Here is a 22,587-nt window from a genome sequence, read left to right as displayed (position 1 = left end):
ATGTAAACTTTCTACTTTCTTATTAAAAATAGCCGGGATTACTCCCGGCTAACAATATTTGAATTAGTAGGTAAAGGTAAATGCGCCAATTTTTGCAGCAAAGGGTCTTGACTGTAACCACTGATTAGTAACCCAGGACTCAAAGAAATATATTGCCCCGTTAGTTGGATCCCAACCATTAACTGCATCTTGGGCAGCTCTTTTGGCAGAATCAGTGGCCGGTCTGTTGATCCAGCCGTTCATTACCGGTGTAAATTGGTAATAACCGTTGCTGCGGTCATATATTACACCTGAAATAGTGTTTGGAAAATCACGGTGCTTTACACGGTTCAATACAACGGCACCAACTGCCACTTGAGTGGTGTATGATTCCCCTTGGGCCTCTGCACTGATAATTCTGGCCAGCAAATCCAAATCAGCGGCAGAAACGTTGCCATTGCCGGATCTAACTGCGCCGCGATCTGCAACCGTACTGGCAATGGGAATACGTAGCTGTTGACCTGGATAAATTACTGTGCTGCTTAAATTGTTCTGACGCATTATATCTTGATATGTTACTCCATATTTTTGGGCTATAATATATAATGTTTCTCCTCTGGTTACTGTGTGCACCCCACTGCCAGAGGAAGTTGACGGAATAGTTATACTTTGCCCCACATAAATAATTGTACCGCTAATACCATTGGCCTGCTGTAGTTGAGGTACTGTTACACCATACTTTTGACTAATTAAGTAAAGTGATTCACCCCTTTGTACAGTATGTGTGGTATTAGCTTCAGCTTCAGCAAACGGTACCGCCACAAAAAGCATGGCTAAAAATAAACCCACAAAAATAGAACTTAATCTCGTAATGAAAACCTGTCCCTCCCTTTTCTGTAATTTTTTTAGGTACAAGTAAACATTACGACATTGTTCTACATTTCCCTTTTGGAAAGTTATGGGGCAATGATGGTTTTGTTAGCTTAGAATACAGTAATTTTAATTTGTTTCTGCTTTTTCAGGTAAGCTGTTGATATGATGTTTGTTAGTAGCAAGATTTTTGATGGCCAATATACATACCAAGATGGCAACTGATAGCAGAATAATTGTACCTCCTGGGGGTAGATCTAGATAAAATGATAAAAATAAACCAATAATCACTGAAATTATACCTAATATAATTGATAACCATAAGGCAGATTTAAAACTTTTTGCCAGTTGTAGTGCTGTGGCCACAGGAATTATCATTAGCGATGAAACCATTAGTATGCCAACTATACGCATGGCTAAAGCTATAGTAAGGGCTGTAGAAGCAGTAAATACTATGTTGATGGCTCTAACGGGGATACCTGAATTTTGTGCAGTTTCCTCATCAAAGGATATTAAATACAGCTCTTTAAACAGCAAGGCTATCAGAAGTAAAACTGTTATTCCGGCAACAAGGATAATTAATACATCAAACCGATCTGTTACGATTATGCTTCCAAACAAGTAAGACAGTACACCTGCATTTATTCCTTTCCCCATACCTAACAGAATTGCGGCCAAAGCCACTCCGGTGGATAACATAATAGCTATTGAAAGCTCAGAGTAGTTTCGGTATCTTTGGCGCAAATTTTCTATCAATATACCTCCACCCACTGCAAACAAAGCTGCACCGATAACAGGGTTAGTACCGGAAATAAGACCGGCGGCCACGCCGGCCAATGAAATGTGTGATAGAGCATCCGCTATCAATGACATACGCCTTAACACGATAAATAGCCCCACCAGCGGACAAATTATTGCCACCACTAAACCGATAATAAAAGCGTTACACATAAAGGTATATTGAAAGATATCCATAATATACTCCTATATCCCCTTAACCTACATCAATTGCTTGACGTATAGTTATTTTTCTTTTACAGTCTATACTCCCAAAGGTGGATGAATGACAACTGCAGTGGCATATCTTTTTGTCTAGACAAACCTGTCGATTGATCACCGGTGATATTATATTTGGTTCATGGGATACAATTAATAAGGTTATCCCTTGAGAATTATTTAACTCTTTTAACAAGTTTACAATTTTATCCTGAAATTGTTTGTCTATCCCAACGGTGGGTTCATCCAAAACTAAAAGTCGAGGATGAGAGACCAATGCCCGAGCTATAAATACTAGCTGTTGTTGCCCTCCTGAAATTTCAGAAAGCATACGATGTCGTAAGTGGTAAATTCCTAATTGCTTCATTGTTTTTTCAGCATATTCATAATCTGCACCGTTAAGGAATTTAAAGAGACCACGCTTGCCAGCTCTGCCAGAAACAACAGTTTCCAATACCGTTGTTGGAAAACCCTGGTTAAAAGAAGTGGCCTTTTGTGGTACATAACCTACTTGGTGTTTAGATTTATATTTACAAGCATCAACACCAAAAATTTTAACAAAGCCTGCAGAAGGTTTCAGTGAGCCTAATATTAGTTTTAATAATGTGCTTTTACCTGCCCCGTTAGGCCCAGTAATCCCTATAGAGTCACCTTGTTTAACTGATAAATTAATATTTTCCAGCACTGGGTGACAAGAGTAGTTAAAATACATATCTTTAATTTCAATGATACAATTACCTTTTTCCATAAAACCTCCTCAGTTGCCCTGCTTAAACAATATATTATATAGTTTTTACAAACATTGACTACAATAACCATAAATTTCAAAGTATGTTTGGTTATTTTATAAGGGGACAAAGGTCAAGCCCTGCTGAGTTGCCACACTACTCCCTTCTATTAAATAGTTATTACTATTTACTGGTTATTATAACCATCAACATCTTTACCCATCAACTGCAAAAAAATAATGAAGGCAGATTGGATCTGCCTTCATTATAGTTTAACAGTGGATAAAACATTTCTTACGGCCTGGAACGACTTTTTTAGAGCAGCTTTTTCTTGGTCTGTAAGATCAACCTCTATTATTTTTTCAACACCTTTTCCACCAATAATAGCAGGTACTCCTGCAAAAATATCACTTTCGCCGTACTGGCCTTCTAAATATGCTGAAACCGGTAAAATTCTTTTCTTATCTTTCAGTATTGCTTCGGCCATTTCTATAACAGATGCTGCCGGCGCATAATAGGCGCTGCCGGTTTTTAAATGGCCTACTATTTCGGCACCACCTTTACGGGTGCGTTCCACAATAGCATCAATGCGGTCTTGGGAAATTAGTTTCTCAATAGGGATTCCACCGGCATAGGTGTAACGCACTAGGGGCACCATATCGTCTCCATGACCGCCCAGGACAAAAGCGCTTACATCGTTAAAAGATATGTCCAATTCTAAAGCCACAAAGGTGCGATAGCGTGCAGAGTCAAGTACCCCTGCCATACCTAAAACCCTACTGGAGTCAAATCCTGTTGCTTTGTAAGTTATGTAAGTAATAACATCCACAGGATTAGAGACACAAATAACAAATGCATTTGGTGAGTATTGTGCAATATTTTTAGCAACTTGCTCTGCTATTTTTGCATTGGTATTTAATAAATCGTCTCTGCTCATACCTGGTTTACGAGCTATGCCCGCTGTTATAATTACTAGATCAGAGTTGGCGGTGTCTGTATAGTCATTCGTACCAATGATGTGGCAATCAAAACCTTCGATGGGTGCTGCTTCCATCAAGTCCAAAGCTTTACCCTGGGGTATGCCTTCAGCAACATCAATAAGTACAATGTCGCCCAGTTCTTTTGATGCTGCCCAATGGGCACAAGTTGCTCCTACGTTTCCTGCTCCTACAATAGTAATTTTTTTTCTCTTCATTAAATATTAGCCCTCCATGTGTAACAATTATTATTCTTATTATAGCTATTAATCTTCTCAATTAAAGCTAATCATTTACCTGCAAAACCCAGGCAAGTTTATAAGCGGTGTTGGCCTGCCACCCCTTCTTGCCTATTGTAAATCCTTTATGTTAACTAATTGTTCGTAAAAAAGATACTGTTTAATCCAGTGCATATTGTTTAGTGCCTTCGGTATATAAGTCACCTCCATAAGCATCATTAACTACTATAGCCGGAAAGTCTTCCACTTCCAGTTGATAAATAGCTTCCGGACCCAGTTCAGGGTAGGCAACCACTTCCGCCTTTTTAATACACTTGCTAATTAAAGCTGCTGCTCCACCTATGGCGGCAAAATAAACCGCTTTATTAATTTTCATTGATTCTATAACTTCTTGGGAGCGCTTACCTTTACCAATCATGCCTTTTAATCCCTGTTCTAATATTTTAGGCGTATAGGTATCCATGCGCCCGGCTGTGGTGGGCCCTGCCGCCCCTATCACCTGACCCGGTTTTGCCGGCGACGGCCCTACATAATATATAATTTGACCGGTAAAATCAACAGGTAGAGGTTCGCCTTTTTCAATTAATTCTACTAAGCGTTTGTGAGCAGCATCCCTGCCGGTATATATTTTACCGCTTATTAACACTTGCTGACCAATCCGCAAGTTAAGTACCATATCTTCGGTCAGTGGAGGACTTATTTTAATTATGGTCAATATATACACCACCTAGCTAAATTATTTTTCTTATAATAAGACCGACTTATGTCTAGATGCATGACAGTTTAAATTAACTGCCACCGGTAGACTGGCTATATGGGTCCCAAAAGTTTTAATATGAACTGCTAAGGCAGTTGTTCGACCACCTAAACCCTGGGGGCCTATTCCTAATTTATTAATTTCTTCTAATAGCTCATCTTCTAATTGTGCTAAATCTCTTTGAGGGTTAACACTGCCAATGTCCCTTAGCAGTGCTTCTTTAGCCATAATTGCAGCCTTCTCCATTGTACCCCCAATGCCAACGCCTACTATTAGAGGTGGGCAGGGGTTAGGTCCAGCATTTTTAACGGTATTAATAATAAATTCTTTTACCCCTTCTACGCCTTCTGCAGGCTTTAACATCTTTAATGCACTCATATTTTCACTACCTCCGCCTTTGGGCGCAACGGTAATTTTAATGTTTTCCCCTGGTACCATGGTGGTATGTATAACACAAGGTGTATTGTCACCGGTATTCACACGATTTAAGGGGTGACCGACAATAGATTTGCGAAGATAGCCCTTTTTGTATCCAAGGCGAACACCTTCATTTATGGCTTGGTTAATATCGCCACCTTCAATCTTTACTTGCTGACCAATTTCTAGAAATACTACAGCAAAGCCGGTATCCTGACATATGGGAATATTATCTTCTTTTGCAATTCTGGCATTCTCTGTTAATAACTTTAATATTTCCTTACCACCTTGTGCTGTTTCTTTAGCAGCAGCATCTTCAAAAGCCTTTAACACATCATCGCCCAAGTGATGACAGGCTTCTATGCATAACTTAGCTACAGCATCTATAATTTCCTGACAAGTAATGGTTTTAATAGTAGACCCTCCCCCAATTTTTTTGTCATATATGCTAAACACAAATGTTTTATAAAACCCAACATTAAATTATTTCCATACAAGTATTATTATGTCATACTAAATTACATTTAAATATACCTTTTAATATTAAGAATTATTTCCACAATAGCACTAAATTCCCCTTCCCCTTTAATTTACGCAATTAATAAAAAATATACGAACAAGCGTTTTCGATACGGTAATATTATGGTATAATGATCCAAATTAACTGTGAAAGGATGTTTGGACTTGGGTGAAACCTTAAATGATCGTGAACTGGCTATACTTGAAATAATAAAAAAGAACATTCGTACCAAGGGATACCCTCCTTCTGTAAGAGAAATAGGGCAAGCTGTTGGCTTTAGTTCCAGTTCAACGGTGCACGGTTATCTAAAAAGGCTTGAAAAAAAGGGTTATTTACGTAGGGATCCTACTAAACCAAGGGCTATTGAGTTATTAGATGAAGAAAAAACGGAAAGAGAAGACTTGGTAGAGGTGCCAATACTGGGTCAAGTGGCAGCGGGTCTTCCATTACTTGCCGATGAAAGCTATGATGAAAAAATTACTTTGCCAAGAAGTTTTGCCGGTTACGGTGAGTTATTTATGCTCCGGGTAAAGGGAGACAGTATGGTTGAGGCAGGAATTTTAGAAGGTGATTTAGTATTGGTGAGACGTCAAGCAACTGCCCTTAATGGTGAAATAGTAGTGGCACTTTTGGATGACGAGGCTACGGTGAAGAGGTTTTATAAAGAAAATAACTATATACGACTACAACCTGAAAACAAAAATATGGCACCTATATTAGAAAGAAATGTAACAATATTAGGCGTGGTAATTGGTTTATTGCGTAAAATATAAAACAGGCTTGTGTCAAGTTTTAAACTTTGGCACAAGCCTGTTTTTTAACAGGTAACAATTTAGATTATAGTGGTACTAAGCGTTTCTTGCATCACCGTTTTTGCATAAATTACAAGAACTACAATAGTCTGATTTATCTTGGACAACAAAACAATATGTATCTTTTTCTTTCCAACAGGGCTTGTTATGGTTAACTTCAGCTTCCATTTCTTTTTTTCCTCCAGGACAGTTCTTAACCGTCCAACAAGGATATAATGCTAACATTTGCTGCACACCAGCAATGTTTAAGCCTTTTTCATTAATTAGATGATGAATGAATTGTAGTCTTTTGACATCGTTATTTGTGTACAGTCTTTGTTTGTTTCTACGGGCGGGTTCAATTAAGTTGTGTTTTTCCCAAATGCGTAGAGTCTCGGGATGAACTTTTAACAATTCCGCTATTACGCCAATATTATATAGCGGTTGATCGTCATTTACTAATACCATCTAAATCAGCCACCTTTTATTATAGTTAGTCACATAAACATTATATATTTTCAAAGCAACTTTGTAAATAATCTAATTTGTTTTTGAGGGAGAATATTTAAGAAACTTGCAAATTTTAGTCATATTATTTCTCATAATATGGAACTTTTAACTTTAAAAGAGGAGCATGCTGCTGCGCACCATATACATCGGTCTCGCCCAGGGCCCCGGAAGAACGAGTTCTTACTATGGTAGCCTTTATAGCTAAGGCCTGGGGAAACGGTACTATATTTATTATTTGTTCCTTATTTATTTTATAAAGATTGGCTATTGTGTCTTCATTAATTATGTTAGATTGCATTGCCAGCCGGTAGCCCTCTTGATCTTTAAAGATAATATCAAGTGTTAACTCGTAAGGCCCTGAATTTTTACTGCGTATCACCTTTGCCAATTCAGTGATTGGTACCTCTTTCATATTTTATACCTCCAATATTTTAACAGGGAACAGTTTTAATTGGTCTTCAACTTCCAACAGGTGATATAAACTAAACTCATATACCTCACCTGCTTTAAAATCTGATGGGGAATAGGGAAAAGCAAGGTTGCCTGCAGTGGCAATTCTGCCGGGATAACCAAAGTGTAGCATTGTACTACGGGCAAAACTACAAATGGTATTGGCAATATCCTGGTTTTGTGCAACTGCATCTATTATTATGCCTAATTCATGACCACATTCCGGTGTAGGTTCCAGAGGCCCCATTACACCGTTTTTTCCATAGACATGAAATTGCAAGTTATATTCATAGCCTTGGCTACTGAAATTATCTGCAACCGTCTTGCGCACTTCATTTATAATATTATCAATTTGACTGATCATAATCGGATCTCTGCAACCGGCAATAGATATTGTGCGGTAACCTACTTTTTTTGCGCCCTCAAGTTTTACATAGTATTTATCGGTGGGGATAAATTTACTGCCTGATACTTTTACCGCCGTATCACTGTGTTTATGGAACTGTGTTTCTGCCAAGCTCAATACCCCACCTGGGCCAGGTAACTCCAGTGGATTAGTTTTTTCGTATAATGTATGGGCCGCCACCGAAGTAACGGTACATCGGCGTTTTGGGTTTAAAGGTTCCACAATAAACCCGTCGTTCACCAAGGTGCCCAAGGCAGAATCACTACCACTGCCCGGTTCTGCGGCAATGGCCCCACACTCCAGAATTTTTCCCATATGTATAGCCAGACCGGGGTCATACCCTTTCCTAATAGCATCAGCCGCAAAAACAGCAGGATCATAACAACGTCCTGCCAGTACCACTTGTGCTCCGTCATTCAATGCTTTAATTAGCGGCTCTACCCCCATTTGTGCCACAATATTAGTGGATGTCAAGATATCGGAGGGTGTGAGTTCAGGTGCAGGATGCAATGGTACTATTTTGCCTTTTTCCAATTGCTGTAGTAAATAATCTTTATCCAGCTCCGAAGAAATCACGGCAATTTTAAAATTCCAGTTCTTTTCTTTTGCTAAGTGCTTAATTATATTCAAATTCCATTGTAAATGACTGTTTGCACCGCAACCGCCGGCAGTACCTATTAATACCGGAATTTGGTGTTCTAAGGCACCGCCAATAATTATCTCCAAATCCCTCTTTACTGCGTTTCCATCAGTGAAAGATACCCCAGCACCCAAGTAATAGGGGCCAGGGTCTGTAGAACCTGCATCAACAGCAATTATATCAGGATCCCGTTTTAAACCTTCGTAAAAGGATTCTTTGGGAAAACCATAGCCCAGTATAGCTGTGGGTGAAAGCACTCGGTAGTTATCCATAATCTAACAACCTCCTTGTTAACAGTATAGCGATGTTTTTTCATATTTGCAAACCGCTTCATTTACTAGGGAAACTTAGAACAACAATGCTTTGACTGTTCGAGTACACAAAAAGGGCTTAGCAGCCCTCTTGTTGTTTAACTATTTAATACCGCCTCAGCAGCTGATAAAATGCCCAACTTTATATATTCCTTTGACAATCCTCCTTGAACATATACAGCGTAGGGCTCTCTTAAGGGGCCGTCGGCGGATAATTCTATAGATGCACCCTGTACAAAGGTGCCCGCTGCCATCACAACTGCATCATCATATCCGGGCATGCCGTCTGGCTCAGGTTGCACATATGAATCCACCGGAGAAGCACTTTGTAACCCGCGACAAAACTCCACCAACTTATCTCCGTCACCTAAAGCTATGGCTTGGATGATATCAGTTCTATGCTCATCATAGACAGGCGAAACCCTATAACCCAACCGTTCAAATAATCTCGCCGTAAAAACAGCACCCTTCAAAGCCTCTGCCACTGTATGGGGGGCAATAAAAATACCCTGCATCAGTAGGCGATGATAACCTAATGTGGGGCCCACTTCATCTCCAATACCCGGGGCGGTCCAACGATTGGCAGCCAGTTGTACTAAATCTTTGCGTCCAACCACATACCCACCGGTTGGCGCTAAGCCGCCGCCAGGATTTTTTATTAATGAACCGGCTATCAAGTCAGCCCCCACATGACAGGGTTCTTTGGTTTCTACTAATTCACCGTAACAGTTATCCACAAACACCACTGTTTGTGGTTGTATGCTTTTAATAAACTGAACTAATTTTTCTATTTCCGCAATACTTAATGAAGGACGCCATGCATACCCACGGGAACGTTGTATCATTACCATTTTTGTCTTTTTTGACAAGGCTTTACCTATACCTTGCCAATCTAAACTACCGTCAGGTAGCAATTCTATCTGGTTATAAGTGATGCCATAGCTTCTTAAAGATCCGGGGGTGCTTTCTCGAATACCAATAACCTGCTCAAGGGTATCATAAGGCGCACCTTGCACTGCCAGCAAGTGGTCTCCGGGTTGTAGCACCCCAAACAAACATAAAGCGATGGCATGGGTACCGGAAACAATTTGTCCCCTAACCAAAGCCGCTTCAGCACCAAAAACATGTGCATATATTTTTTCTAGTACATCACGACCTGCATCACCATAACCATAACCGGTGCCTCCCTTTAAGTGAAAATCACTAACCCTTGCCAGCTGAAACGCTTTTAACACCCGTGCATGATTGTGCATAGATGTTTTTTCAATTTGACGGTAAATGGGTTCGATTTCATATTCCACTTCCGAAACTATTTTTTTTAACATTTCACTGTTATACAATAGTATTCCTCCTGATTTATTTAGTCCTCTGTTAAGTCATCATAGGCATTTATGAGATCTTCTGCGGTAATGGTCATCAGTTCTTCTTTGCTAATCTTTGGCAGTTGAGCATTTACTAATCGCACTGCCTGCAACCTCATGGCACGCTCAATTAGATTTCTGACCATTCTGGCATTGCCGCTGTTAATATGGCGCTGTGCTCTGATTTTTATTAAAGTTCTCAATTGATCCCTGGCCTCATCAGTTAAACAATACTGACGTTTTTTTAGCATCATTTCTGCTATTTCCATTAATTCTTGGGTGCTGTAGTCAGGAAAAGTTATATGAATGGGGAATCTTGAACGCAGTCCCGGATTAGTTTCCAAAAAAGCTTCAATTTCATGTTTATACCCGGCTAAAATCAACACCAGGTTGTCTTTGTTATCTTCCATGGCCTTCACCATGGCATCTATTGCTTCTTTGCCAAAATCCTTTTCCCCACCCCTGGCCAATGAATAGGCTTCATCAATGAACATTATTCCGCCCAATGCTTTTTTGATTTCATCCCTAGTGCGTTTGGCAGTGTGTCCTATATATTCACCAACTAGATCCGCTCGCTCTACTTCAATAATATGGCCTTTACTTAGCACACCCATTTCCTTAAATAATTTACCTATAATTCTGGCGACGGTAGTTTTGCCGGTGCCGGGACTACCTTTAAAAATCATATGTAGAACCATTGGTTCATAGGCAAGCTTTTCTTTTTGACGCAGTTTTTGAATTTCTATAAAAGCCTGTAATTCAGTAATCAGTTTCTTAACACTTTTTAAGCCAACTAAACTATCTAACTCTGCTATTATTTTATTTACATTATCCTGACTGGTTGCTCCTAGCTCATTTTTTGCCTGTTGTCGGTCACCTCCCGATGGCCGTATAGGCCCCAGTTGTTTGCGGCGCCATTCATTATCTTTTTTTTCTATTTTCTTTCCTTGGTTCTGCCACATATTTATTTTAACCATCGGGTTCACCTCTTGGGCATATTATGTGTTATTCTCATATATACGCCCAAGGTATAAGTTATGAATTAGAAAATTTTAGATAAACTATTACTATCTCATACCGGCCAAGCCCCTTTGTCTTATAATTGTATAATAAAAAGAAAACCTCTCGCCCAAGGGGAGAGGTCTTTTTAGCTTATAGATTTTTGTTTTCAGCAAATGCTGTATTTACAGGCCTTAAAGGGCTTACTGTAGAAATAGCATGTTTGTAAACCATCATTTGCTTGCCATCACTTTCCAAAATTACCGTAAAGTTATCAAACCCCCGAACCAACCCCTTAAGTTGAAATCCATTTATAAGAAACATGGTGATGGGGATATTTTCTTTACGAACTTGATTTAAAAAAGCATCTTGCAAATTAATCTGGGGTTTAGTCATGGGTGTACCTCCGTTTATCTTTATTTAGGAAATGTTTCTACAAAGTTGAATTATATTCCTGCCAAGTTTTTATAATTTCATCTGCAACTAGGTCTATATTATTGTATTTATTCATATCAAACCAGATTATGCGTGGGTCCCTTTTAAACCAGGTCAATTGTCGTTTGGCATAACGCCGAGTATCTCTCTTAATCAGTTCAACCGCTTGGGCCAATGTTAACTCACCTGCAAGATATGAAGCAATTTCTTTATAACCTAAACCCTGCATAGAGGTAACATGGGCCTTTACACCTTGTTTTATTAGCCCCTGGACTTCTTCAACCAGCCCTTGTTCCAGCATTATATCAACACGCTTTTCAATGCGTTTATAAAGTATTTCTCTAGGCATAGTAAGGCCAAATAAAGCTACTTTATACTCGGGTCTGCTTTTATATTCCGCTTGTTGGAAACTGGAGAAGGGTTTACCTGTAAGTTTATAGACTTCCAGCGCCCTAATTACCCTCCGTACATTTTTATGATGTATACGTTCAGCCGCCCGGGGGTCAACCAGTGACAGTTCTCTGTGCAGCCATTGAGTACCCTTTTCATTAGCTTGTTGTAATAGGCTTTGACGTATTTCTCGGTTTTCTCCCGGCACATCAAAGTTATATTCATCTACCACTGCACGAATGTATAAGCCTGTTCCCCCTACTATTACAGGAATTTTATTTCTGTTATGAATTTCTGCCACAACCTTACGGGCTTCACGCTGATAGCGGGCAACGCTGTAGTCTTCAGTTGGTACTGCCACATCAATCATGTGATGGGGTATACCCTGGCGTTCTTCCATCGAAGGTTTTGCAGTACCTATATCCATTCCTTTATACACTAGCATGGAATCAGCTGATACCACTTCCCCATCTATCTTCTGTGATAAATTTACGCCCACCTCTGTCTTTCCGGTGGCCGTAGGCCCCACCACCGCCAGCAAGGGTTTTTTCATAAATCTTCACCCCCTGCTAACAAAACTCCATAGGCAATAGGTGATTTCTTGCCACCAATGATCTTCTTAAAACCCAATCTGGTAAATTCTTCGCTTTTTGCAGTTTCTTTCATGACCACACATTTCTTTGCAACCCTCAGGGCCTGATTTATTGTCTCTTTACTTATTGAATCATTATTAGCTAATTTGCGCAGGGGTGCCATTCCCGGAGATTTCTTTAATGGATTGCGAAACATGGGGTCAAAATAGACAACATCAAATGATTTATCCGGCAACTTCCTTAGGTAGTTGCGGTGATCGACATTAATAACCTTAATACCACGAATAGCTTTAATAAGGGCCGGATTGCCGTCTTTATAATGCTTTATTCCTTCTTGTACCACATAAGCCATAAGAGGGTTACTCTCCAGCCCCACCACCGTTCCGGTTGGTCCGGCAACATAATTTGCCACCACCGCATCAGAACCTAATCCCAAAGTACAGTCCAATACCATATCCCCGGCACGTAAATCCATAGCTCTAATCATTAGATCAGTATTGCCATTTACTAGCTCTTTAATTCTTAATTTTGCCATTCCAGGGTGAAAAAAGAATTCTTCGCCCTTAATGTAAATACTTAATTTGGTTTTTGACACCACCAATATACCAGTGCTGTTATATCCGGATTCCATATTAGTCAGCGATGTGCCGTTCCTTGACACAAATGATAGGCCCAGTTGACTTGCTATAGATTTAGCGCTTTCAACAACTTGGTGGCTGTAACTTAATGAAGTGGTTACAATGGGTTTACCCATATTATCAATCATCTTTTAAACCTCTTATTTAATTCATTGAAGGATAGATTTATTATTGTAGGCCGTCCGTGGGGGCAACTGTATGGGTTTTCTGTTTCACTGAGTTGATTAATAAGTGTTTGCATTTCATCCACTGTTAGTTTTTGACCGGCTCTTATTGCACTGTGACAGGCCAATTTGGCCTTAAGCATATGGGTAAAATCGTCTCCACTGCTGTCTAATACATCATAAAAAAAACTGGTTTCATTTCCCGGCGGAAACGAGGCAGGTACACCCCGCAACATGTAGGTGTTACCGCCAAAATGTTCCAGTATAAATCCTATATTTCTAAAAACCACAATCTTTTCGGTAAGAATCTGCGCCTCTTGGTGATTAAGTTCGAGCACCACTGGGGCCAACAACATTTGACTGGAATTGCCGTCATCTTGTTTAAGATATTGCTCGTAAAGTACCCGCTCATGGGCTGCATGTTGATCAATAATAAATAAGCCATTGGCTCCCTGGGCCAGTATATAAGTGGGCATTAACTGGCCTAAGGGCAGTAAAGTTGATAATATTTCTTTATCTTTAACAGCACTATATGTTGATTCTTTTTCTTCAACTTTATTAACGGGCTGTATATCAAGTTCTTGGGGAACTTTTTCTGTAAAAACTCTAAAATCTGAGTTTGCTACTCTTTGGTTATCGAGGACAAGCTCAATTTGTTTATTGCTTCCAGTATTGTTCTCAGTGGGTGGGTGTACATTTTGTACCGGTATTTGTTCTTCCAGCTGGGGCACTGCCACCAATCTACGCACAGCCCTTTGTACTGACGAAGTAAGGAGTTTTGTCAGTTCATTTTCATGACTAATTCGCACTTCCATTTTTGCAGGATGGACGTTTACATCCACCATACCCGGAATCATTTCAAGCACCAAAACAGCCACAGGATAACGTTTTGAGGATAACAAGGGGTGATACCCTTGCAGCAAGGCCTCTGATATAACCTTGCTCTTTACATATCTGCCGTTAACCAGTATTGTTTGATATGTTCTGGTTGCTCTGTTTAAATCAGGCTTGCTTACATAGCCACTGATATGCATGCCATTGCCCTGTCCTTCAACGGGAAGCATTTTTTTAGCAACTTGAACACCATAAACGGCTACTATTGTATCGATTAGTTTTCCGTTACCCGGAGTTTCAATAAGTATTCTGTTTTGAGATATTAGTTTGAATTTTACATCGGGTCGAGACAGGGCCAGCCTTGTTATCACATCGCTTATTTGAGCGGTTTCAGCTGCGGCTCCCCTAAGGTGTTTCTTTCGGGCCGGTGTGTTATAGAACAAATCTCTTACGGTAATTTTCGTTCCTTGGGGACACCCCACAGTGGAGGTTTCAATTATTTTACCGCCATCGAGAGAGATTTTTATACCACTATCTTGGCTGGCTGTTCTAGTAACCATTGTCACCTTAGAAACCGCTGCTATGCTGGGCAGTGCTTCGCCCCGGAACCCCAGTGTAGCTAAACCGAACAAGTCTTCAACCCGATTTAGTTTACTGGTGGCGTGCCTTAAAAAGGCCTGTGGCGCATTTTCAGCATCCATACCACAGCCGTTATCACTAACGGTGATAGCAGAAACTCCCCCGTCTTTTATTTCGATGGATATTTTGCTAGCACCGGAATCAAGGGAGTTTTCAACCAATTCTTTCACAACCGAAAGGGGTCTTTCTATTACTTCACCTGCAGCAATTTTATTGGCAGTATCTTGATCCAGCACCTTAATTTTATTCAAAAAACATTACCCCCGACGCAAATAATTAAGTTAGATGCTAACCTTCCGTTCTCAACTCACTCTTATCTTCCCTATTAAAGGTCAAAAAGTTATCCTGTGTTTTATCTTGCAAATAGACATAAGAATATCGATAATCCTTTTTAGCCTCGTTATAGGCCTCTAAACCCTCTTCTATACACTGCTTACAGCAGCGATTATGAATAGAGACGGCTAGCACTCGACAACGTCCTATTTTGGGCTGTGCAGCATGGGAGTCTATCACCACATAGCCAGGACATTTTGTACAAGTCCGTACCTTTTCTAACTGCTTTTCTTCAAAGTATTCTGTATCATAGTAAATACTTTTTTGTCTTTGGTAAAATTTATTACTGCCACATAACTGCTCTATGGTTATTGCTTTGCTTTTTTCCCATACCCTTTGTATATTTGCAACCATCCGATGAACATAATCGGTAACCTGTGGACTTTCCACAAGCTTTTCAGGTTGGTAATCCGGCTCAATGACATGGGAATAATCCCGTCCGGCCATTGCTAACAGTATGGCAAGATTTACATAGGGAAGAGCAGATTCAATTGCATAACCACCCTCAAGCACTGCCAAGTCCGGCTTCAACTTTTCAGTTAATTGAGCATAACCCTGAGCAGTAATTAACATACTTCCCAGGGGGTCAGTATAGTGGTTATCCTGACCGGCGGAGTTAATAACAAATTCCGGTTGAAAATCTTCTAATATAGGTAATATTAAGTTGTCCACCACATACAACAAACTTTTATCTGCTACACCCGGGGGTAAGGGTATGTTAATGTTCTTGGCATATGCAGTGGGACCGCCAAGTTCATCAGCAAAACCTGTTCCCGGAAAGATGGTACGTCCATCCTGGTGAAAAGATATGAACAATACATCGGGATCGTGATAAAATATATCCTGAGTGCCGTCACCATGATGTACATCAGTATCCACTATGGCGATCTTTTTAATGCCATAGGTGCGACGTAGATGCTCAACTACTACCGCTTCATTGTTAATACTGCAAAACCCCCTGTTACCATGTACCACGCGCATGGCATGATGTCCCGGGGGCCTTACTATGGCGAAACCGTTTTTTATCTGCCCATCCATAATTTTATCACTTAAATTCATAGCAGCACCCGCTGCAATACGGTGGGCTGCCAATACTTGATCATCCACCTGGGGAACGCAAAAATGAACCCGGGCAATGTCGTGGGGTGTGGCAACCAATGGGGGGTACTGAGCAATTTCCGGTAAATCAAGTACCCCTTCTTCAAATATTTGATCACGGGTATAAAGCAAGCGCTCTTCCCTTTCGGGGTGCATATCACTGATAGACCAGTCAAATGCGGGGAAAAAAACTATCCCTGTTTTTTTTCTCATAATAACTTACCCCCTGCTCCCACATGCCATTGAATACCCCGGGGAGTTTGTACGCATACATCGTAAATACGCCCGGTGGTCACCATATTTCGTACAATATTAAAGACGTCCCGTCTGGTTACTTCAATGTCCTTTACTTCATCACTGATATTCATTTTTTCAGAACGTTTTACCAGCAAACTCTTTGCTAAATTAAGAGCCTGTTCACTGCCAAAGGGCTGTTCATTAATGCTGCCTTGATAACCGTCTTCTTCAACACTAAATTTATTTTGTTCGGTATCAGCACGCAGTGTAATTTGCAATGTTGGTTTAGCTACAGCAGCCCCTATGGCATTTGCAGATGAAGTATAGAGAGGTAATACCGGCATTCCACCAACCCTAATGGCGATTTGTGGCACAAATCCGGCAGCGGCACCACCTACCCCAACCACATTTTTGGGTCTAACTCTACGTTTCTGCATTACTTCCCATATTCTGTAGGCAGGTTCTTGCTCCCATTCAAGAAACATATTTTCTATTTCAATGGCTATGGTATCAACCACTAGGTTTATTACTTTACGGGCCACTTCCAGTGCAGACATATTAATTGATTCACCCAAGGCTTCCATTACTTGCCATGACCTTTCGATGTCGCCTAGTTTAGTAAGCCCCATAACATTTAAGGCATCAGAGGGTGTAGGGAAGGAACCGCCGAGACAATAGGGAGGGCCCATCCTTTCAGAATATATGATCAGCTCCTGGCCAACTTGATCTACTACACTGTCGCCTCCAATGGGAACTGATTTTACTGCCAGGGCCCGTACTTGAGTTAGCAGGTCGTCTCCCAATGTTACACCCTTTGAGGATAATAAAGGCTGGCCAGACAGAATCAGTGCCAAATCTGTTGTGGTACCGCCGATATCCACCACCAGTGAAGTTTCACCGGCTGGGGTAAGTGCTTGCACCCCCAGAGTGCTGGCAGCCGGTCCCGAAAATATAGTTTCTACCGGTGATTGCTCGGAACTGTCAAGTGTCATTGTTCCGCCATCGGCTTTTAATATAAACACTTGGGCATTAACAATATTACGTTTATTCAAAGCTTCCTTCACCGATTGCACAAAGTAACTATACTTTTCTTTAGTGGCACAATTTAGCATAGTAGTTGCTATTCTGCGGGGGAAGTTTAATTGCCCCCCAGCCACGTGGCCCATATCTACCTGCCAATGTGGCTTTTGTGATTTTATTATTTCAGCTACCTTTATTTCGTGAATATTGTTACGGGTGGAAAATTTACCCACAACCGCAACTTTACTATAACCTTTGGATTCCACCTCTTTAATCGCCTGCAGTACCTCTTGCTCATCCAGGGGCCTTATTTCACGGCCGCGATAATCGATGGCGCCCTTAAGTATGTGCACATCGGCGTCCCTGAATTTATAAAGTTTACATCCTGGACCGGGCATTAACAACAACGCAACAGGGTGATACTTTTGTTCTGCTATTAAATTAGTAATCATAGTGGTTGAAAGCACCACTCTTTTTACTTCAGTGGCCGAAACACCTGTTAATACAGAGTCTAGGGCCTGTAGCAGTGAAGTCATTAAATTAGGAGTGTTATATACCTTTGCCGTTTTCTGCACCCTTCCGCTTGATAATAAAACTGCATCGGTGCTGGTTCCTCCTACATCTATGCCAATGTACACCGGTACACCTCCGTTACCCTAACATTAATTCATTAGTTTATCATATTACATATAGAAAGTGGGATTATTGTTTTATGTTTCTTATTTTTTTCTGAATTATAAATAATTGATTTAATGCCTCCAGTGGTGTAGTATTTAGTAGATCTAACTCTGAAATTTCATCGAGCAGCTCTGCTGCTTCGGGACTGCAACAAAATAATTGTGTTTGAACCTCTTCCTTTGCTGTGGCAGTTTGGCTTCCACCGGAAATTACCTCTTCCGCTGCCTGACGATATATTTCTAAGTCCACAAGCAGGCGGTTTGCCCTATCCACCACCACCATTGGCAGTCCTGCAAGTCTTGCACAGTGAACACCATAACTTTTACTTGCTCTGCCAGGTACAATCCGGTGCAAGAAAACAACGTTATCTCCCTTTTCTTCCACTGCCGCAGCATAATTCTTAAAATTGCTTAGATTAGACTCCATTTCTGCTAATTCATGATAATGAGTAGAAAAAAGTGTGCGGCACCCTATCTCATCATGTAAATATTCAATTACCGCCTGTGCAATGGCCATTCCTTCTAGATTTGAGGTGCCCCGACCCAATTCGTCGATGATCACTAAACTGTTTTTGGTGGCGTTTTTTAATGCATTCTTACACTCGTGCATTTCCATCATAAAGGTGCTTTTACCTGACGCCAGGTCATCGGAGGCTCCTACCCGAGCAAAAATGCGGTCAGTTACACCTATTTCAGCCTCACTGGCAGGAACAAAGCTCCCCATTTGTGCCATCAGTGTAATTAAGGCCACCTGACGCTGATATGTGCTTTTTCCACCCATGTTAGGTCCTGTTATTAATAGAAGAGTGTTCCCATCATTATCCATTAATGTATCGTTTGGAACAAATTGACCGTCTTCCAATGATAATTCAACCACTGGGTGGCGCCCTTCCTTTATGTGAATTTTACCACTATCATTTACCTGGGGTCTTACATAATTATACTTTACTGCAATTTCAGCCAGTGATACCATCACATCTATCTTGGACACCGCTTCAGCGCTTTTCTGTATTCGTGAAATTTCCCGAGCAACACTATCCCTTATTTGGATGAATAGCTGGTATTCAAGCTCCACCAACTTATCTTGGGCACCCAATATCATTTCTTCGTATTCCTTTAATTGGGGTGTAATATAGCGTTCGGCATTGGCTAAGGTCTGGCGGCGTTGATATTCTTCCGGAACAGCATTAATGTTGCTTTTGGTAACCTCAATATAATAACCAAATACTTTGTTAAAACCAATTTTTAACGATTTAATGCCGGTGCGCTGCCTTTCTTTGGATTCTAACTGGGCCAGCCATTTTCGTCCGTCAGTTGAGGCTTTGCGAAGGGTATCTACTTCTTGACTGTAGCCCTCCTTGATTATCTCTCCCTCCCTTATTCCAACAGGAGGGTCATCCTTTAACCCCGTCTCCAGCAGTTCGACTAAATCATCCAGGGTATCTATTTCAGCTGCACTTTTACACAATAGCATGGCTTGATTGTTTATTAATAAAGACTTAATTTTCGGCAGTACAGACAGCGAGTTTTTTAAAGAAATTAAATCTCTGGCATTGGCTGTTCCATATGCCACCCGGGTGGTAAGTCTCTCAAGGTCATAAACCTGACTTAATAATTGTTTTAAATCTTCCCTAAGGAAAATATCTTTGGTGAATTGTTCTACACCATCTAAACGGGCATTGATGCTCTTGATGTCCAGCAGAGGCTGCTCAATCCATTTCTTTAACATTCTACCGCCCATTGCGGTGGCTGTGTGATCGAGCACCCAAAGCAAACTGCCCTTTTTTTCTCCATGCAAGAGGGTTTTTGTTAATTCAAGATTCCTTCTGGCGGATGTATCTAACATCATGTATTGATTAGTTGAAAAATACTCAATTTTCCTAATATGACTTAAGCTGCGCATTTGTGTATTATGTAAAAAGTTTAACAATTCATTGGCAGCCCTTAAACAGTTGGCGTGGTTAGGTAAACCCAAACTCTCTAAATTTTCTTGCCCAAACTGTTGGTATATATATTTATTCTCATCTACAATTCTTGGAGTGTAAAAGCTTATTAGCGGTGAACAAATATTTTTAATACTAAATATTATCTTGTCTTCTTCTAGAATGTCAGGCAGCAATAATTCTGCGGGTTGTATACGCCCCAATTCCTCCAGTAAAGTTTCACTGCCATTGGCGCCGCTTATTTCAGTTATCATAAATTCCCCGGTGCTAATATCGGCAAAGGCGATACCAAATCCCCTTTGATCAGAGAAAACTGCAGCAATATAATTGTTTTGTTTGTCCTCCAATAGTTGCCCATCAATTACAGTTCCTGGTGTTATTACCCTGGTCACCTCTCGTTTTACAATCCCTTTGGCAACTTTGGGATCTTCCACTTGGTCACACATGGCAACTTTATAACCATGGGAGATCATTTTAGCAATATAGGAATTAACAGAATGGTGGGGCACTCCGCACATGGGCACCCGTTGACTGCCACCGTCCCTTGAAGTAAGCGTAATTTCCAAAACACGGGAAGCTAACACTGCATCGTCAAAAAACATTTCATAGAAATCACCTAAACGAAAAAACAAAACACAATCAGGGTACTGCTCTTTTATACGTAAAAACTGTTGCATCATTGGTGTTAACGTCACTATACATTCCCCCTATTGCCATTATATCACAGCATTTGTCAAGGGCAAAAGAATGCAGGTATAAAAAAGCATGACGTCCGTCAATAAAAATAAAAAAAGGATGCCTATAAACAGCACCCTTTTCTTAATACCGAAAACCAACCGGCAATTACTGGCAATCACCGGTAGGGGAACAAGTGGAACAAGATGTACACTGTTGTTGTTCGTCCCTGGCTGACAACATTGCCTTATTAATAGTTTGATTGACAGTGTTCAGCAAATTTTGAAATGCGTTTTGTGCTTCAGAGAAATCTTTAATAAAAGGATTTTCAAGCATCTTTAGTTCCATTGCTTCAAATTCCTTAATATCCTCTGGCGTAATTTGTTTGCCCTGCATTTGTTTTTGCTGGTTTTTCTGCTGTAATTCTTGAAATTCTTTTAAAAGCTTTTGGGCAGCCTCATCTTGGAGCATATTTTTCTCCTTCTCCTGCACTGCTTTGAACTCAGCGGATTCAGAAATGCGTCTTCCCAATTCTAAAGCTTGATCCATAATAGCTTGTGACATTTTAAGCTTCACCTCCCATCATAATAATCTCCTTCTAAGTGAGTAAGATGACCGGCTTTAATTTTAACAGGCACTATTTTTCCGGTTAAATTATTGCCACCGGTAAAAATAACAAGTTTATTGGTGCGGCTTCTGCCACCAATTTTATTATCGTTATTTTTTGTAGGACCTTCAACCAACACTTCTTCTATTTCGCCCACAAGGGCCTGGTTATTGGCCAAAGATATTTCATTTTGCAGGGCTATTAATTTTTGAATACGTTCTGTTTTTATATTTTCAGGTACCTGATCCGGCATTTTAGCTGCCGGTGTGCCTTTACGAATGTTGTACACAAAGGTAAAGGCACTGTCATATTTTACTTGGCGTACTATATCCATGGTGTCCTCAAAGTCTTCATCGGTTTCACCGGGAAAACCCACCATAATGTCTGTGGTAATACTGGCCTTAGGAACCCTATCTCTTATTTTATTTATCAATTCTAAGTATTCTTCCCTGCTATAGCCTCGATTCATTTTCTTTAAGATGCGATTGCTGCCTGCTTGCACAGGCAAGTGAAAATTTTCACAGACCCTATCACATTGGGCAACCACATCAATCAGCTTATCGGTAAAATCCCTGGGGTGCGAGGTTGTGTAGCGCAGCCTTTCCAATCCCTCTATTTGATTTAATCTCAATAATAAATCCGCAAAATCAAAGGGTTTTGTAAAATCCTTGCCATAGGAATTTACGTTTTGACCCAACAAGGTAATATCTTTATACCCCTGCTGTACCAATTCCTCAATTTCTAATATTATATCTTCTGGTTTACGACTTCTCTCCCGGCCGCGAACATATGGAACAATACAATACGTACAAAAATTATTACAGCCATACATGATCGTTACCCAGGCTTTTATGCCCGGGGCCCTGCGTACAGGTACACCTTCTTTAACGGTGTCCGCTTGGGACCAAATCTCTAATACCGTTTCTTGGCTTTCTTTTAATTGATTTATTAATCTTGGCAGTTCATGAATGTTATGGGTGCCAAAAATTAAATCAACATGGGGAAATCGTTGCTTTATGTTCTTTCCCATGTCCTTTTGTTGGGGCAAACAACCGCTTACCCCGATAACCAAATCCGGCTTATTTTGTTTTAACTTACGCAATCGTCCCAACAGACCCCAAACCTTGTTTTCGGCTGTTTCTCGCACACAACAGGTTACTAATAGTATAATATCAGCTTCGCTTTGCTCTGCAGTATGTAGGTAGCCCATTTCCTCAAGTTGACCTGCTATCACTTCAGAGTCATGCTCAGACATTTGACAACCAAACACAATAATGTGGTATTTACCCTTACACTTATGTACCATTATTTTCATCCTCTTCCAGACAATCTACTACATTATATCTGTTATGA

Annotated in this window: 21 protein-coding genes; 1 reads left to right on the top strand and 20 read right to left on the bottom strand. The window is 40.5% G+C overall.

The window, feature by feature from the left end; translation table 11 throughout:
* Positions 1 to 63: 63 nt before the first annotated feature.
* The 6 genes from BR02_RS0104470 to BR02_RS0104445 all read right to left on the bottom strand — a co-directional run bounded on the left by BR02_RS0104470 (position 64) and on the right by BR02_RS0104445 (position 5,410).
* Entirely contained in the window at positions 64 to 828 is a 765-nt protein-coding gene (locus BR02_RS0104470) for a LysM peptidoglycan-binding domain-containing protein (RefSeq protein ID WP_238442402.1), read from the bottom strand.
* A gap of 150 nt (positions 829 to 978) precedes the next feature.
* Positions 979 to 1,824: a metal ABC transporter permease gene (locus BR02_RS0104465; protein WP_034638828.1), complete on the bottom strand. Its 846-nt coding sequence runs from the start codon at positions 1,822 to 1,824 to the stop codon at positions 979 to 981.
* Positions 1,825 to 1,843: 19 nt separating this feature from the next.
* Positions 1,844 to 2,593 carry a metal ABC transporter ATP-binding protein gene (locus BR02_RS0104460; protein ID WP_031514607.1) on the bottom strand — a complete coding sequence of 250 codons (750 nt, stop codon included), beginning with the start codon at positions 2,591 to 2,593 and terminating at the stop codon, positions 1,844 to 1,846.
* Positions 2,594 to 2,838: 245 nt separating this feature from the next.
* Entirely contained in the window at positions 2,839 to 3,768 is a 930-nt protein-coding gene (gene mdh, locus BR02_RS0104455; RefSeq protein ID WP_031514605.1) for a malate dehydrogenase, read from the bottom strand.
* A gap of 181 nt (positions 3,769 to 3,949) precedes the next feature.
* Positions 3,950 to 4,504 (bottom strand): Fe-S-containing hydro-lyase, encoded by a 555-nt coding sequence (locus BR02_RS0104450; RefSeq protein WP_031514603.1) that lies wholly within the window; start codon positions 4,502 to 4,504, stop codon positions 3,950 to 3,952.
* 30 nt (positions 4,505 to 4,534) lie between these two features.
* Positions 4,535 to 5,410 (bottom strand): fumarate hydratase, encoded by an 876-nt coding sequence (locus BR02_RS0104445; RefSeq protein ID WP_476580447.1) that lies wholly within the window; start codon positions 5,408 to 5,410, stop codon positions 4,535 to 4,537.
* A 219-nt stretch (positions 5,411 to 5,629) separates the two neighbouring features.
* On the opposite strand from BR02_RS0104445, the gene lexA reads away from it, so the two are divergent.
* Entirely contained in the window at positions 5,630 to 6,256 is a 627-nt protein-coding gene (lexA, locus tag BR02_RS0104440; protein ID WP_238442401.1) for a transcriptional repressor LexA, read from the top strand.
* A 75-nt stretch (positions 6,257 to 6,331) separates the two neighbouring features.
* Here lexA and BR02_RS0104435 read toward each other — a convergent pair whose 3' ends face one another.
* The 14 genes from BR02_RS0104435 to miaB form a co-directional block, all read right to left on the bottom strand.
* Positions 6,332 to 6,742 (bottom strand): MerR family transcriptional regulator, encoded by a 411-nt coding sequence (locus BR02_RS0104435; protein ID WP_031514597.1) that lies wholly within the window; start codon positions 6,740 to 6,742, stop codon positions 6,332 to 6,334.
* Positions 6,743 to 6,866: 124 nt separating this feature from the next.
* On the bottom strand, positions 6,867 to 7,196 hold the full coding sequence (locus BR02_RS0104430; RefSeq protein ID WP_031514596.1) for a DUF4387 domain-containing protein: 330 nt from the start codon (positions 7,194 to 7,196) through the stop codon (positions 6,867 to 6,869).
* A gap of 3 nt (positions 7,197 to 7,199) precedes the next feature.
* Positions 7,200 to 8,552, bottom strand: a complete 1,353-nt coding sequence (locus BR02_RS0104425) for an acyclic terpene utilization AtuA family protein (protein ID WP_031514594.1) — start codon at positions 8,550 to 8,552, stop codon at positions 7,200 to 7,202.
* A gap of 137 nt (positions 8,553 to 8,689) precedes the next feature.
* Positions 8,690 to 9,916, bottom strand: coding sequence for a methionine gamma-lyase family protein (locus BR02_RS0104420; protein WP_031514592.1), 1,227 nt, complete (start codon positions 9,914 to 9,916; stop codon positions 8,690 to 8,692).
* 35 nt (positions 9,917 to 9,951) lie between these two features.
* Complete coding sequence (locus BR02_RS0104415; RefSeq protein ID WP_031514591.1) at positions 9,952 to 10,929, bottom strand: AAA family ATPase; 978 nt, start codon at positions 10,927 to 10,929, stop codon at positions 9,952 to 9,954.
* A gap of 175 nt (positions 10,930 to 11,104) precedes the next feature.
* Positions 11,105 to 11,347, bottom strand: a complete 243-nt coding sequence (gene hfq, locus BR02_RS0104410; protein ID WP_031514589.1) for an RNA chaperone Hfq — start codon at positions 11,345 to 11,347, stop codon at positions 11,105 to 11,107.
* A 37-nt stretch (positions 11,348 to 11,384) separates the two neighbouring features.
* The gene (miaA, locus tag BR02_RS0104405) at positions 11,385 to 12,329 is read right to left on the bottom strand and encodes a tRNA (adenosine(37)-N6)-dimethylallyltransferase MiaA (protein WP_031514587.1); all 945 of its coding nucleotides are present in this window, start codon (positions 12,327 to 12,329) and stop codon (positions 11,385 to 11,387) included.
* Entirely contained in the window at positions 12,326 to 13,135 is an 810-nt protein-coding gene (locus tag BR02_RS0104400) for a class I SAM-dependent methyltransferase (RefSeq protein ID WP_031514584.1), read from the bottom strand. Before BR02_RS0104400 ends, miaA begins: the two co-directional genes overlap by 4 nt.
* On the bottom strand, positions 13,132 to 14,895 hold the full coding sequence (gene mutL / locus BR02_RS0104395; RefSeq protein ID WP_031514582.1) for a DNA mismatch repair endonuclease MutL: 1,764 nt from the start codon (positions 14,893 to 14,895) through the stop codon (positions 13,132 to 13,134). Before mutL ends, BR02_RS0104400 begins: the two co-directional genes overlap by 4 nt.
* A gap of 37 nt (positions 14,896 to 14,932) precedes the next feature.
* Complete coding sequence (locus BR02_RS0104390; protein WP_031514580.1) at positions 14,933 to 16,288, bottom strand: histone deacetylase family protein; 1,356 nt, start codon at positions 16,286 to 16,288, stop codon at positions 14,933 to 14,935.
* Entirely contained in the window at positions 16,285 to 17,970 is a 1,686-nt protein-coding gene (locus BR02_RS0104385) for a hydantoinase/oxoprolinase family protein (RefSeq protein WP_031514578.1), read from the bottom strand. The genes BR02_RS0104390 and BR02_RS0104385 overlap by 4 nt, the downstream gene beginning before the upstream one ends.
* A gap of 64 nt (positions 17,971 to 18,034) precedes the next feature.
* Positions 18,035 to 20,647 carry a DNA mismatch repair protein MutS gene (gene mutS, locus BR02_RS0104380; protein WP_034638825.1) on the bottom strand — a complete coding sequence of 871 codons (2,613 nt, stop codon included), beginning with the start codon at positions 20,645 to 20,647 and terminating at the stop codon, positions 18,035 to 18,037.
* A 148-nt stretch (positions 20,648 to 20,795) separates the two neighbouring features.
* The gene (locus BR02_RS0104375) at positions 20,796 to 21,191 is read right to left on the bottom strand and encodes a YlbF/YmcA family competence regulator (RefSeq protein ID WP_034638823.1); all 396 of its coding nucleotides are present in this window, start codon (positions 21,189 to 21,191) and stop codon (positions 20,796 to 20,798) included.
* 8 nt (positions 21,192 to 21,199) lie between these two features.
* Entirely contained in the window at positions 21,200 to 22,540 is a 1,341-nt protein-coding gene (gene miaB, locus BR02_RS0104370; RefSeq protein WP_238442400.1) for a tRNA (N6-isopentenyl adenosine(37)-C2)-methylthiotransferase MiaB, read from the bottom strand.
* Positions 22,541 to 22,587 lie beyond the last annotated feature (47 nt).

The organism is Desulfofalx alkaliphila DSM 12257 (genome assembly GCF_000711975.1).
Classification (GTDB): domain Bacteria; phylum Bacillota; class Desulfotomaculia; order Desulfotomaculales; family Desulfohalotomaculaceae; genus Desulfofalx; species Desulfofalx alkaliphila.
The sequence above is the reverse complement of the archived record's forward strand: the minus strand, read 5'-3'. Positions and strand labels throughout refer to the sequence as shown.